General features: G+C 29.5%; 14 protein-coding genes. 1 reads left to right on the top strand and 13 read right to left on the bottom strand.

From position 1 onward, the window contains the following. A partial coding sequence (locus tag T395_RS03675) for an IS3 family transposase (RefSeq protein ID WP_029512590.1) occupies positions 1-324 on the top strand: 324 nt, incomplete at its 5' end. Between the two features lie 42 nt (positions 325-366). Here the strand turns inward: T395_RS03675 and gatB are convergent. The 13 genes from gatB to T395_RS0101550 form a co-directional block, all read right to left on the bottom strand. Further along, positions 367-1791 carry an Asp-tRNA(Asn)/Glu-tRNA(Gln) amidotransferase subunit GatB gene (gene gatB, locus T395_RS0101490; RefSeq protein WP_029512740.1) on the bottom strand — a complete coding sequence of 475 codons (1425 nt, stop codon included), beginning with the start codon at positions 1789-1791 and terminating at the stop codon, positions 367-369. Next, positions 1791-3122 carry an amidase family protein gene (locus tag T395_RS0101495; protein WP_029512741.1) on the bottom strand — a complete coding sequence of 444 codons (1332 nt, stop codon included), beginning with the start codon at positions 3120-3122 and terminating at the stop codon, positions 1791-1793. The genes gatB and T395_RS0101495 overlap by 1 nt, the downstream gene beginning before the upstream one ends. Next, positions 3122-3424 (bottom strand): Asp-tRNA(Asn)/Glu-tRNA(Gln) amidotransferase subunit GatC, encoded by a 303-nt coding sequence (locus T395_RS0101500; protein ID WP_029512742.1) that lies wholly within the window; start codon positions 3422-3424, stop codon positions 3122-3124. Before T395_RS0101500 ends, T395_RS0101495 begins: the two co-directional genes overlap by 1 nt. A 1-nt stretch (position 3425) precedes the next feature. Further along, positions 3426-4298: a pseudouridine synthase gene (locus T395_RS0101505; RefSeq protein WP_029512743.1), complete on the bottom strand. Its 873-nt coding sequence runs from the start codon at positions 4296-4298 to the stop codon at positions 3426-3428. A 42-nt stretch (positions 4299-4340) separates the two neighbouring features. Beyond that, positions 4341-4922: an SMC-Scp complex subunit ScpB gene (gene scpB, locus T395_RS0101510; RefSeq protein WP_029512744.1), complete on the bottom strand. Its 582-nt coding sequence runs from the start codon at positions 4920-4922 to the stop codon at positions 4341-4343. Continuing rightward, entirely contained in the window at positions 4912-5682 is a 771-nt protein-coding gene (locus T395_RS0101515) for a segregation/condensation protein A (protein ID WP_029512745.1), read from the bottom strand. Before T395_RS0101515 ends, scpB begins: the two co-directional genes overlap by 11 nt. Beyond that, on the bottom strand, positions 5669-6418 hold the full coding sequence (locus tag T395_RS0101520; RefSeq protein ID WP_029512746.1) for a lysophospholipid acyltransferase family protein: 750 nt from the start codon (positions 6416-6418) through the stop codon (positions 5669-5671). Before T395_RS0101520 ends, T395_RS0101515 begins: the two co-directional genes overlap by 14 nt. 3 nt (positions 6419-6421) lie before the next feature. After that, positions 6422-6712, bottom strand: coding sequence for a 4'-phosphopantetheinyl transferase superfamily protein (locus tag T395_RS0101525; protein ID WP_245599329.1), 291 nt, complete (start codon positions 6710-6712; stop codon positions 6422-6424). 131 nt (positions 6713-6843) lie between these two features. Next, positions 6844-8160: an ABC transporter ATP-binding protein gene (locus tag T395_RS0101530; RefSeq protein WP_029512748.1), complete on the bottom strand. Its 1317-nt coding sequence runs from the start codon at positions 8158-8160 to the stop codon at positions 6844-6846. Next, a complete protein-coding gene (locus T395_RS0101535; RefSeq protein ID WP_156933069.1) occupies positions 8160-9902 on the bottom strand; it encodes an ABC transporter ATP-binding protein in 1743 nt (580 codons plus the stop codon). The genes T395_RS0101530 and T395_RS0101535 overlap by 1 nt, the downstream gene beginning before the upstream one ends. Positions 9903-9912: 10 nt before the next feature. Continuing rightward, entirely contained in the window at positions 9913-10896 is a 984-nt protein-coding gene (locus T395_RS0101540) for an ABC transporter permease (protein WP_029512750.1), read from the bottom strand. A gap of 10 nt (positions 10897-10906) precedes the next feature. Beyond that, on the bottom strand, positions 10907-11995 hold the full coding sequence (locus T395_RS0101545; protein WP_029512751.1) for an ABC transporter permease: 1089 nt from the start codon (positions 11993-11995) through the stop codon (positions 10907-10909). Between the two features lies 1 nt (position 11996). After that, on the bottom strand, positions 11997-14816 hold the full coding sequence (locus T395_RS0101550) for an ABC transporter substrate-binding protein (protein ID WP_029512752.1): 2820 nt from the start codon (positions 14814-14816) through the stop codon (positions 11997-11999).

The following is a 14816-nucleotide window of genomic DNA, read 5'->3' on the forward strand; positions in this document are numbered from 1 at the left end:
ATAAAGTTTAAAAAACCTTGAATTCTTCACTCAGATCACGGATTTCAATATTCATCATCTAAATATCTCGATGTAGTTGCAAAAAACAATGGAAATGTATCTATGGGCAGGGTCGGAAATTCATTAGATAATAGGGAAGTTGAATATTTCTTTTCAAACATCAAATCTGAGTGTTTAAACTTTGTAAATTACAAAACAATTTGCTTTGATAAACTCAAAAACATTATCAAAGATTACATTGAATGATATAACAATGAAAGATTTCAATCTGTGTTAAATTGAAAAACACCTCAACAATATTGAGATGCTTTGAGTTTTTTATAAATTGTCTATAAAACTTGTCCTAGTTTATGGTGTTATCTTGATTTATTTAAATTTTTCGTTTAATCTTTCTAAAACTAAATCATTTGCCAATGTTGGACTAACTTGCCCGCCTGAAATTTTCATTAATGATCCTAAAATCATTTTAACAACTTTTTCAGGACGGTTTGGGTATTCACTTAATAAAGCTTCGTTATTAGCAAAAATATCATTAATTCAATTGTTGATTAAATCTTTATCAACAATTTGTTTTAAATTATTTTCTTCTACTAATTCATCAAGATTTTCTTTTTGATAATTAGGTAATAATGTAATTAATTTTTTGAACGACTTACCAGAAATAATTTCTTGGTCTAATAATTCAACTGCTTGTTCCATATGAGCTTGTTTAATGTTTAAATCAACAACTTCAACTCCTTGTGAATTGGCTAATGACACAACTTCAGCGAAGAATAATTTTGATAACTTGTCTCTATTTTTATAATTAATTGAATCAAAATAAGCAGCTAATTCTAAGTTATTAACTAAGCTATTAATATAAATCGGGTTAATTTCTTCGCTTATATATCTGGCTTCCTTTTCTCAAGGAAGTTCATTTAATTTAATAGAGTTAATAAATTCTGGGCTTAATTTAATAAAAGGAATGTTTGGTTCTGGGAAATATTTATAATCAGTTTCACCTGTTTTAGTTCTCATTACAACGTTTTCTTTTAAGGCCTCATCAAAACGCTTGGTTTGCTGTAAAATAGGCTCATTGGTCAAAATTTTCTTGCTTTGTAAGGCAATCTCATAATCAATAGCAGCCTTAACATTACTAAAAGTATTCATGTTTTTAATTTCAACTTTTGTGCCAAAACCAGTATAGCCATAGGGTCTTAAAGAAATATTAACATCTGCTCTTAATGAACCATTTTCCATTTTAGCATCCGAAATTCCTAAACTTAAAGCAGTTCTTCTAATCATATCAATGTAAGCAACTGCCTCTTCACTTGAACGAATTACTGGTTCAGTAACAATTTCAATTAATGGCACACCGGCACGATTATAATCTAACTTAGTTTCACCATTTTCATGATATTGTCTAGCAGTGTCTTCTTCCAAATGAATTCTTTCAATTAATATATCTTTTTCACCTTTAGTTGTCTTAATGCTTAATTTACCATTTGAACCAATTGGTCTATAAAACTGTGTAATTTGGAAACCTTTGGGTAAGTCTGTATAGAAATAATTCTTTCTATCAAAATGTAATTCATCATCAATTTGCATTTGTAATGCTTTGGCTAATTTAATTCCGCTAATTACCGCTTCTTTATTTAATAATGGTAAAGTTCCTGGATAACCTAAATCAATTTGATTAATTGATGTATTTGGCAAAGCATTAAAATCGTTAGCTGCACTTGAAAACATTTTAGTTTTTGTTTTTAATTCGAGATGAATTTCAATGCCAATGATAACTTCAAAATTGTTCATTATTCATCTCCTTTATATGTTTTATTACTTAAAAATTCTTCGATTCATAAAGCATGTGATAATAATTTTTCATCTTCATAAATTTTGCCTTCTAAGGCTAAATTTATTGGTAAATTGTTAATTGAAGCAAAAGGAATAGTTAATGAAGGATTACCAGCTAAATTTGAACCTGTCAAAATGTATTCCATGTAATCATAATTTGGATTTTCTTTAAAAATATATGTTGCGACATCCGCATAAGCTGGAAAAAGCAACACATCATATTGCGAATGTAAATCATTTAAATAATTTTTAATTACTCTTCTGGCTTTTTGTGCTTTAACATATAACTCTTTTTGGTTTTGTGAATAAAGGAAAAAGCTACCTAATGTCAATCTTCTTTGCACCATATTACCAAAACCATTAGATCTAGTATTGATCATTATTGATTCTCAATTTTCACCATCTTGTCTATTACCAAAAGCAATTCCGTTTAAATTAGATAAATTAGAAGAAGCTTCTGAATAAGAAATAATGTCATAAACAGGTTTAATAGCTCTTAAAATATCAACATTTGGTTGAATAATTTCAATATCTATATTCGCTTGTTTTAAATCATTAATTAAATTTTTGTATTGTGCTTTTAAAGCGTCATTTAAGCATTCTATATCTAAAACACCTATTTTATTAGGCTTTTGGGAAATAACATTGTCAATTTTAACATCTAGTGAAGTAAAATCTTTATTGTCTTTGCCATATGCTACTTGCGAAATCGCAACAATATCATTAACATTATGAGCAAAATAAGCCACAGTGTCTAAAGAAGAAGCATAAGCAAATAAACCATATCTACTAATTGCTCCATATGAAGGTTTAAACCCAACTTTGCCACAATAACTAGCAGGCAATCTAACACTATCTCCTGTATCTGAACCTAAAGCAAAACTAATATTTTCAGTTAAAGTAGCAACCGATCCAGATGATGAACCGCCAGCTAATCTTTCTTTATCTAATGGGTTTCTTATTAATCCATTAGCGCTAAATGTTCCAGTTCCACCAAGTGCTAATTCATCGCAATTTACTTTAGCAACTTTCACTGCTCCGGCTTGAATTAATTTGTCAATTACAGTTGCATTATATGAAGGTCTAAAGTTCTTTAAAATATTACTTGACGCAGTTGAAGGAGCATCATTAGTTGCGTAATTTTCTTTAATTGTAAAGATAGCATTAGCTAAATTACCGTTTGCATTTAAGCTTTGATTATTGTCAAAAAGATGTGTAACACAGTTGTTTTGGTCATTTTTTAATTCATTTAAAGCTAATGAAAAATTACCTTTATTTTTAATTTGCATTATTTAACCACCTTTTTAGTAATAATATAATCCGCATCATGTTCTTTAGCATTATTTAAAGCTTCCATTTTGGAAATAGCAAATGAATTATCAACAACATCTTCTCTTAAAAAGTCAACTAATGGAATTTCATTCAAATGAGTTAAAGGCTTAACATCTTGTAAATCTAATTTATCTAAGAATCTTAAATTATTTTCAATAATGTGTCATTCTTCAATGATCGCATCTAAAACTTCGTTTTTGGGTTCAAGCATAATTGAAGCCACTATTGATTTTAGCTTTTCTTTATCTATTTTTTGCATCTTATTCCTTTCATGGTACTTTAACATTAAATTCTTTATTATTTAAGTATTTTAATTTACCTTCTAATTTTGCGAATCTAATTGTTTTACAGTGTAAAAACAATCTTTCTGCTTCTTTACCACTATATTTTTTATCACCCCAAATTGGATAACCAATACTTTTCATTGATAACCTGATTTGATGTTTTCTGCCTGTTTCTAATTTGGCAAATCAAGCATTATTTTTTTTGTAAATAAAAGTTTTGGCAATGTTTGGTTCAATTTTTTGTTGTTTGGTTAATTTGGCGTTTAAAAAACCTTCAGTATTTTTACTAATGTCTAAAATTATTTCTCTATCTTTACCATTATAGTTGGATTTGAAAGCATAAATTTTGTCGAAAAAAGCTGTTTTACGATTTAATTCAGCAAGAGCATAATAATTTTTAGCATATATCACTAAACCACTTGTTTCTTTGTCTAAGCGTCCTACATGGCTAGGTTTAAATTCATCAATATCGTTACGATAAGCAAAATATTTCAAAACTTGATGATCTAAACAATTAGTTTCAGAATGCATTGATATTCCGTTTGGTTTATCAACTAAAAGAATATTAGAATCTTCATAAACAATTTTAAATTCGATATTTATTTTGTCTAAATCAACTTCATTTTTCTTTTCAATATCATTAGCAAAAAATACTGAGACTTTATCGCCGGCATTCAACTTAATTTTTTCATCACTAACTCTTTTGTCATTTATTTTGACGTCTCTTTGTCTTAAAAGTCTATAAATAAGGCTTAAAGGATAAGAGTTAAAAACATCTTTTAAAAAATTTAAAAGCTTTTTTTGATCATTGTTTTTTGAAACTACAAAATGTTTTCAATTTGCGCTCATCTAACTCCTAAAAATAATAAAGGTGCAAAAAGCACCTAATTATTAAACATTGTTTTCGCTTCTTTGGCTATCAAATAAGTTGAATTCTTCATTTGTCTCTTCTTCAACATCAATGAAATTAAATTCTGTCATTCTTGGTAATTCATTTAATGATTTAATCTTAAAATAGTCAAAAAACTTGTTTGTTACTTCATATAAAACAGGTTTCCCTGGTGTTGGGCTAACTCCGGCTTCTCTAACAACCCCTTTGGTTAATAAAGTGTTTAACACTTGGTCGCTAGCTACTCCTCTGATTTTATTAATCATTCCACGGGTTAATGGTTGTTTGTAAGCAATAATTCCTGCCACTTCAATTGCAGCATTTGATAAACGGTGTTTTTTAACAACTTGAACCATTTTTTGAATGTTTTCTTTATATGTTTCTCTTGTTGCTAATTTATAAATTTCATTAAATTCAACAACTTTTAAACCGCCATTACGCGCATTGTAGTCTTTAATAAAGTCATTCATAACTTTTTTAGCTTCTGCTTTATTACGAAGTGAAAAAGTTTCTTTAACTTGTTCTAAATCAAGTCCTTCATCTCCTTGAACATATAATAGAGCTTCTAAAATATTATTTTTCATATTCTGGTCCTCTTTCAAAGGTTATTTCCCCAAATTGCTCATCTTGATAAATTCTAATAATCTGATCTCTAGCTAATTCTAAAACGGCTAATAATGTAATAACAAAATGTTCTATAGAAGGCTGGCTAAAAATCATTTCAAAAGTTACCTTTTCATTCTCTCTGAATAATTTCAAAATAAATGGAATTTGATCTTTTGGTGTTAAATCAAAATGGTTTAACTTTGTTTTTCTTAATTGGTTAGCTTTTGATCTTTCGAAAAATTTTCTTAAAATGGTGATTAACTTGATTGGGTTAGAATGACCTTCAAGCGCACTTTTGTCGTTTTCTGGATCATCAACTATATAATCATCAACATTGCTTGGTTTTTTAATGTAAATTTCTCTTCTCAAGCCTTCTTGTTCTCTCAAAGTTTTTGAAATTTCTTTGAATTGTTGATATTCATAAAGCCTTTTCAACAATTCACGTTTGTCTTCTTCAATTTTTGGTTTTTCTTCTGGGGTATGGAGTGTCATTCTAGTTTTTAACAACAACAATGTTGAAGCCATAACTAAATATTCTCCAGCTATATCAATCTCAATCTCTTTTAAATCGTTAATTATTCTTAAATATTCAACTGCTAATTCTAAAACATCAACTTCCATTATGTCTATGTTTTTCTTTTGAACTAAAGCCAATAATAAATCTAATGGGCCATCAAAATTTTCTAGTTTAATGTCATATTTTTTATCAACATTTTCATAAATACTAGTTTTGTTCATTGTTTAATTCTCCCTCGATTGCCTTTTTAACTCTTTCAGCAATTTTTTGAGGTTGACTAGCAAGTAAATTTGCAGGTTTAATAGCAGGTAAAAATGTTACTTTAACAATTAATTTTTTACTTCTGCTTTTTTTCATAGCTTCTCTAGTGTCAGAAATAGCAACTGGCACTACAGCAAGGTATTGGCTAATTGCTACTTTAAAAGCTCCGGTTTTAAATTCGCCTAATTCAGCACTATCTATTCTTGTGCCTTCTGGGAAAACTACTCCGTAAGTTCTTCTTTCTTTAATTCCGCTTCCAAATTCCGCTAATGAAGCAAAAGCACTTCTAAAATTGTTTCTGTCAATTAAAGTTGAATCTGACAATTTAATAGCAGCCATAGCTAATTTAGATTTTTCTAATTCTTTTTTAGCTAAAAAGTTTGGTATTTTATTTAACACTGATGCGTCTTTAGTTTGCTTTTTTAAAGCATAAAGCATAATAATAGCATCTAAATTTGATTTATGGTTTGGTGTTAAAATTGCTCCAGTATTTGGAATGTTATTATACCCTTCAACTTGAACTTTAACGTTATATAATCACAAAATTAATCTTGCTCTTTTAAGCAATCAATTGTTTCTTTGTTGTGGTGTGTGTTGTGCAGGAAATTTTTTATATTTTCTAGCATACGCCCTTAACCTTCACATATATCAAAGCATTAAAGGTCAACAAAAAATCATTTTAAAAATAAAACTCATAAACTACTCCTTTTTCTCTATCGCAACGGCAACTACATAATCATCTTCATGGGTCAATGATATTGCAAATTTCTCGTGCTTTCATTGGTGGTCAATTCTTTTTAATTCATAGTTTGAATAAAAAGAATAATCATTATTCGCTTTATAAATTGCTTCTTTAATTGCTCATAATGATGCCAATGTTTGGGTTTTTAAACTTTCTGGAACACTTTCCAAATACTTAATTTCATTAGGATGCAAAATCCTTTCAATAAAGCCTTTATCTTTGTTGGCAAAACGGCTTATTTTTGCCATGTCTATTCCTATATTCATATGTTATTTAATTTTATATTAATATTTAATATTAATTAAATCGATTTTGTTGATATCTGTAAATTATCAACGCTTTTAGGCCAATTTAAACAAAAAAGCAGGATTAAACCTGCTTAATTTTGTTTATTATTCTTAATTTTAATAAATTCAGCTAATTCTTGGTCGGTGGCTAAAACAAAGTGCTCATTGCCTAAATCTTGTCATTTAGGTTGATTTTCTTCATCATAGCCATGCATTGCTGGATCATAAATATAGCCTAGCAATGAGCCTTTTTTACTTTCAATCGAAGGCACTGCGTCCAATAAACTTCTAGTATATGGGTGATAAGAATTGTGAATAATTTCTTCGGTTGGGCCAACTTCCAATAAAACACCTTTGTTAATAACTGCAATTCTATCAGAAATATATTCAACCATTCTTAAGTCATGGGCAATGAATAAAATGGTTAAATTATATTTTTCTTTTAAGTCATTAAAGATGTTAATAACTTGGGCTTGAATTGACACGTCAAGCGCAGAAATTGGTTCGTCAGCAATTAATAATTTAGGTTGTAACACAACAGCTCTACAAATTCCTAAACGTTGTTGTTGACCACCTGAGAATTCTAATGGATACCTATCAAGCACAGAGTCATCTAAACCAACTTGTTTTAAAATGTCTATAATTAAGCGTTTTTTACACTCTTTTTCACTTAATTTAGCATTTTCTTCTCTCAGTTTTTTTGCTTCGTCATATCAAGCAAATAATTCACTGAATTGTTTACCCATATAATTACGTGCTTTTAATTGTTCATATAAATCTACATAAACATATTGGAAAGAGTCTTCTTCACTTTTAGCCAATTCTAACTTTTGTTTGTAGTTTTCTACTAAAGGAGCAACATTTAATTCTTCAAGCCTTTTGTTTAATTCAACATAGAAGTTTGCATCTTCAGTAACTAAATAAATATATTTAGAATTTTTTAAGTTTGATAAACCTTCACCAACTACGTATTCAACATTTTTATAGGGATTTAAAGAGTTTGTTGGATCTTGGAAAATCATTTGCACTTTATTAACCATAAAGTCAATAATGTTTTTTCTTTTCTTGCCAAGTTTTGAAACTTTTTCGATGTTTTTAGGAATTATATTATCAAGAATTTTAATATAGCCAAATTGGTGTGGAGTTAAACCGATTAAAGCTCTTCCGGTTGTTGATTTACCTGAACCAGATTCACCAACTAAACCTAAAACTTCACCATCATAAATGTTTAAATTTAAATTATTAATGGCTGTAAATTTTTTAATTCCTTGGCCGTATTCAATATCTAAATTTCTGATTTCTACTAAAACATTTCTCCCTTTAGGATCTAACATTTTGTCAGTTCCCTCAACAATTTCACGACAGATTTTTTTGCCGAATTTACCTTTTTCACAGTAGTATTTAGCCATTATTCTGTCCTTTCTAATTCTTGAGTTGCTTCAACTTGCTCATTGTGTAATTTAGCTTCTTGAAGATAATGTTCATAAGTTGTTTTATCAACAAAAGTGTTAGCTGTTGAATGATTAATTTTAATTAAAGCTTTTTCATATTTAGCTCATAAGTTTTTAATAATTTTTGGTGGTTGATATTCAGGAGATTGTTCGTTTAATAAATTTGATTTAACAAAGTGAGTAGGTGAAATTTGATAGAAATCAGGTTCTGTTTCAAAGTCAATTCCTAAAGCATAATCATTACGTACTGCAAAAGCATCACCTTTAATATTATTAAGACTTGAAGGTACTGCACCTCTAATAACTTGTAATCTTGTATCTTTATTAAAGTCAGGCATTGATACGATTAAACCTCAAGTATAAGGGTGTTGTGGATTAATTAAGATTTCTTCTTTTGTACCACTTTCCACAATTTGACCAGCATACATAATGTTAATAAAATCTGAAATTGATGAAACAACACCTAAGTCGTGAGTAATGAAGACAATAGCAATTTTGAATTTTTCTTGCAATTCTCTAATAATGTCTAATACTAAGGCTTGAACTGTTGGGTCAAGAGCAGTAGTAGGTTCATCCATAACTAAAATTTTTGGTTTTAAAGAAATAATTGAAGCAATAGCAATCCGTTGAATCATTCCACCTGATAATTCATGTGGATATAATTTCATAACTTTTTCTGGATTATTAATTTTTGTCATTTCAAGGTATTTAAGAGCTTCTTGATAAGCTTCTTTTTTGTTTTTAACAATTTTGTTAATTAACATACCTTCCATGATTTGTTTGCCAACTTTCATAGTTGGATCAAGAATAGACATTGGGTTTTGGAAAACCGCCGAAACAATATTTCCTCTGAGTTTAGATTTTTCTCAATTGTATAAATTGAAAGCTTGAACTTCCATACCATAAAGTTTAACTTTACCAGCTTCAATAATAGCATTTGAACCAGTTAAACCATAAAGCAATGAAGTAATAACAGATTTACCTGAACCTGATTCACCGATAATAGCATGAACCATACCTTCATAAACTTTTAATGAAACACCTCTAAGCACAAGGTTTTTTTCTTTAGGGTTAGCTGGGTTTTTAAAAGTTAAATAAACATCTTCGATTTCCGCTGCTACTTTAACTTTTTTACCAAAAACAATTTCTTCTTTAGCATTTTCAATATTTTGTTGGAAATCAATTAAAGCTTGATTTGCTTTTGGTGCTTTTTTAATTCTTAATAATTGTAAAAGTTTAATAAATGTGTTTTTTGTTGAATGGAATAAGTTTTTTCAAAAGTCAATGAAACGTTTGCCTAATGAATTTTTTTCATCTTTTCTAACAATTAATAAATCTTTTGGTTGTTCTTTGGTTTTTCAAATAATTGGTTGATGAAATTTCTTTGAATAACCTTGTGGATTTGAAATCTCATCTTTTGGTTTAATAAATACTGATTGATTATTTGTTTCAGTTTTTTCAACTTCATTTGTTGAATTGTTTTTGTTAGCTTCAAGAGTTGTTAATAATTCTTTGATCTCGTTATTTTTGTCTTCACTTCTAGTTAAACTTATTTCTTGTGTTAATTCTGCTAATTTTTGAGCTTGTTTTTTGTGTTTCATCATCATTGCGTAATCTTCTGAAGTTGAAGAATTTTTTCTAATATTTACTCTTTCAATTTCAGCTATTTTATAGTTCTTTTTGATTGGTTTTATTTTCATAAATAAACTCCTATCTTTGTCTTAATAAACTATCTTGTACTGATGCTGACATCAATTGAATTGATGTTGTCACTAAAACAAGCATAAATGAAGGTATTAAAACATATCTTGGTGATGAAACGAAAATTTTTGAACCGTCAGTAATTAAATTACCAAGTGTTGGAATCGAAGGAATTGACAATCCAATGAAAGCTAATGATGTTTCTGAAAGAATAACACCTGGGATAGAAAACACAATTTGTGTAACCAAAATTGGCACAACAACAGGTAAGTAATTTAATAACACTTTATAAGTAGGCGTACCTAAAATTTTTGAAGCATTAACTCATTCAAAGTTTTTAGCACGCATAACTTGTGATCTCATTTGGTTTGCCATACCTGTTCATGAAGTAAATGATAAAGCAAACACAATAACTCAGAAAGTAGGTTTAAGCACAATTGTGAACACAATCAAAATAATGATTGAAGGAACGTTTGAAATGATTTTAATAAAGAAAGTCATTATTTTATCAAACATTCTAAAGTGACCCATTGCTATACCAACTGAAAGTCCAATTGCCACTTCGATAATAGTAACTACAAATGATAATGCTAATGAGTATCTTAAACCTCATCATAATCTAGCTCATAAATCACGCCCTAAAACGTCTGTACCTAAAATGTGTCCGTCTGTGAAATAAGTTTGGTTTCTTGCTTCAATATTCATTGAAGTTGGGTCTTGAGTGAAGAATGGAATAATAACCGCTAGCACAATTAAAATTAATAATGTTACTGCGCCGAATACACCAGCAAACGACCTACTGAAACGATAAAAGAATTCCTTAACAGGCCCTTGCCTTTTGTGCATATTTGAAGTTTCATAATAATTAAGAATATTTCCAATAATTTCTCATTTTTTATGACTAAATGGTTGCAGAATTGGATTTGGTGCTAATGCTTCAGACATTTTGTTGGTAGGAGCAACTTCTCTATTTTTCTTTTTAAATAAAGCCATATTGTCCTTTCTATCCTCTTCTTCTTACCCGCGGATCAATAATTCTATACAATGCATCACGCAAGGTATATGAAAGAATTGTGAGTAATGAGAAGATTGTTACCATGAATAAAATGATGTTGAAGTCTTTTGAAGTAATAGCATTTAATAATAATCCACCTGAACCAGTGATAAAGAAGATTTGTTCAACGAATAATGAACCAATAAATGAACCGAAAATAACAACAGGGAAGAATGTAGCGATTGGGAAAAGTGAAGGTTTAAGAGCATGTGTTCACACAAATCTTCTTTTACTTACACCTTTCAAGAAACAGAATTTAGCATGCTGTGAATTTAATTCACGATTTAATTCAACTCTAATATATTTAATATAAACAATTATTGAACCAAGCGATAATGCCAATCCTGGTAAAACATAGGTGGCAATATCTTTTTCATTAAATAAATAAGGTAAATTAAGCGAACGACCTATTAACAGCAATCATAAAGCAAATACAAGTGAAGGAATTGATGAGAAAATCGAAACAATTAAGGTAGCTAAGTGATCAGGCAATTTATCAGGATTCATACCAACATAAACACCAATTGGAATACCAATTAATAAGGTTAAAGCAACTGAGAAGATACCTACATAGAAACTTTTAAGGAATCTTACTCAAATAAAATCATTAATTGGTGCTCCTGGGAAAACAGATAGTGAATAACCAAAGTCCCCTTGAATAAGGTTTTTTAGATAAATTCCATATCTTTGAATTAAAGGCAAATTAAGTCCATATTTAATTTCAGCTGCCTTCTTAGCTTCATCACTCAAGCCTTGTAAAATTCCCATTGAACCAGGTATTGAGTTGATTAAGAAGAAAGTAATTGTAATAACTATCCATGCTACAAGAAGGAACTCTAAAAACATTTTTGATATGGTTTTAGTAGTTTTAAAAGCTGTTGATTGCGGATTAAGCAATCTTAAATATCAGCTTAACCTTTTTTGTGGTCTGCCTGTAAAATAAACACCTTTATTGTTTAAAACATATTTTTTCTTCTGATTTTCAGGTATCTGATCTAATGAATTCAGATACTCATAATTAACTTTGTCTTTTTTCATCTTAATTACTGTCCTTTATGATTTTTGATAATCCTTCTCTTGGTGGTCTGTCAATGTCATAAGCAAATTGTAATGAATAACGGAACAAGCTGCTTACACCATTAACTCTTGAAATTTCTCAATAAGTATCAACTTCCATTAATGGCACAACTGGAGCACCATCTCTAACAACCTTTTCAAAAGCTGTAATAACTGCGAATACTCTTCTTTCAGTTCATTTTTCTGCTAATTCTTTTTCGGTAAATTGATTTGTAAAGAATGATGAATATCTCTTGGTGTAATCACCAATGCTTTCATCTGGTCTTCTAAATGATAAGTCTAATAATTTGTTTCAAATGTCTTCGGAAATTCTTAATCTTGTTCTAACTTCTTCTGCTTTTTCAGGAGTTTCAGAAACTACTGTATTGCTTGATTTGTCATATTTATAGCCGAATTCAGCGAAGTAATCAGCATAAGTTCAAGAACCGGCTGGGTTGTTTCTAAAACCAGTTGATTTATTATTTGCTGTATCAATTTCGTCTGGTTTTAAGAAAACATTAACATAACTATAAACGTCTGTGCCAAATGTATCAAAGTTATGATAGAACAAGTCAAATTCACCTTTAGTTCTAAAATCTTCATAAACGTTAATTGGCAAGCTCTTAATTTCAATGTTGATATAGTCGCCAAAGGCTTTTTTCATTAAATCTTGCAAGCCAATTCCGGCATTTTGTTGTTCATCGGTTGAATTTGAAATAAATTTCAAATTAACTTGTGAAACTTCAGGGTGTCTTTCCTTAAATGCCTGTAAATAAGCTCTTGCAATATCTAATCTATAAGCTTTATCGGTTCTATCAACATTTTCAAAGTTATAGTTTTTAGCTAAGTGATCTACATAAGTGTAATTTTGCACTGGAATGCTTCTTTCAGCTTCACTAGCACCTTCAGGGGCTTTTTCAACCAACATGTGTTGGTGGTCAAAACCAACTTCAACAGGATCACCAAAGCTTGAAGCTGCATTACCAAACGCAGTTCAAGTTATAACTGGATATGATGAGTTTCAACCAACCACATTTAACATGTCATTTCTGTTAATTGCGTAATAAATAGCATTACGTAAGTATCTATCTCTTAATAATGTATTTGGCCTTGTTTCATTATCCAAGTTGAATGCTAAACCAATTGTTCCAAATCCGGTTGATTTGTTCATATATGGTCTATATTTACTTGAAGTTCAATAATTTAATTGTTGAACAGCTGGTATTCTTGTTGCGGCAATATAACCATCATCATACATTGCTGAATTAACATTTGGATCTGAACTAAAGTAAATTTTAATTTTGTTTGAAATGGTTTTGTCTGATGAATAATATTGAGTATTTTTCTTTAATAAGATAAATCCTTGTGGGCCTAACACTAATTGATCAATGTCAAAAGCGCCATTTGTCAAGAATTTACTTTTATCTAAACCAAATTCTGTAATACCGCCAATTGATTCAACAAATTTTCTATTAACCGGTGTAATATTACCAGTTAAATCATTGTAGGCATTACTTAATGAAGCAGGTTCAGTGTCGTTATACTCAAATCTTAATGTGTATTCATCTAATGCTAAAACTCTGTTTTTTCTATATTTTTTAGCATTAAAATTCACAACTTCATCATTGGTTAATGTATCTCTACCTTTGTAAAGCTCATTAACTGCTCTATTGTAATTTTCCGCATTTGTCTCTGAATAAGTAATATTGGCATCAAGCGATTCTTTCAATCTTCTTGATTGATCAATTAATTCTCTAAATTCGTCAGCATATTCTTGTCTTGGATCAGAATATAAATATTTTCTAATTCTGGTGGCAATTCTTTGCGGAATTTTTTTCAATTCTTCTTCAGTATGAAGATTTAATGAATATTCTGGGTTTGGAAGCATAACAATAGTTTCTTCAGCTTCCGGATCAAAATCAGGTGAATAAGCAACTGAGCTTAAAATTTCTTTATTTGAATGATTTCAGTAAAGCCTTCCTGAATGTAAACCTAATTCTTGTGCATATTTTTTAATTCTCGCCACATCTTCTTCGTCATTTGCTGATTGTGAAGTTCAAGGTTGATAATTTTTATTGAAAACATCATAAATTCAATTACCGTTTTTGTCTTTAATTACTTCTGGATAAGCAAATGGATTGATGTAAGCTTTATTGTATTTTTTAATGTAAGTTTGTTGAGCATCAACAAATTCTGTACTTGCTCTTAATTTTGATTTTAAGATATGTGTTTGGTTTTGTGAACCGGTATTAATATCCAAAATATAGTGTAATGCATCAACATAGTCTTCTGCTAAAACGTCGTCATTATTGCTTCATTTACTACTACCTTCATTAAGCAAAATGTTTAATGAAAGAATATTATTGTTGTTTGTAAAAATTCCAGCTACTGGGTGATAATCAGTGTTGTTTGTATCAACATTACCTGTGGTTGAGCCGAATTGGTCAAGAGAATAGAAACGATCGGCATTTCTTTCAGGGGCTTCATGATTAGCTAAATATTCATCCATAGAATTACTGGTTTTATCTAAACCATATATACCAAATCTAATTTCTGGTAAGTTTAATTCTTTTTTCAATCTTTCATTTGGCCCACCTTTTAATGGGCTTTCAACTAATGTTGGTAAAACTTTAGATAATGTGGCAAATTTAATGTAATTAAGTGAGTTAATTGGTTCGGTTACTAAACCTAAATCATAGTCAAGAGTCAATTTAGAAGTATTAGTAGAACCACATGAAGCAGCAACAAAAGTAGTTAATGAAACTGCTGGTATTGCTAATGTGAATAATTTACTTTTTCTCAT

It is taken from the genome of Mycoplasmopsis iners ATCC 19705 (genome assembly GCF_000701805.1).
In the GTDB taxonomy this organism is placed as follows: domain Bacteria; phylum Bacillota_I; class Bacilli_A; order Mycoplasmatales; family Metamycoplasmataceae; genus Mycoplasmopsis; species Mycoplasmopsis iners.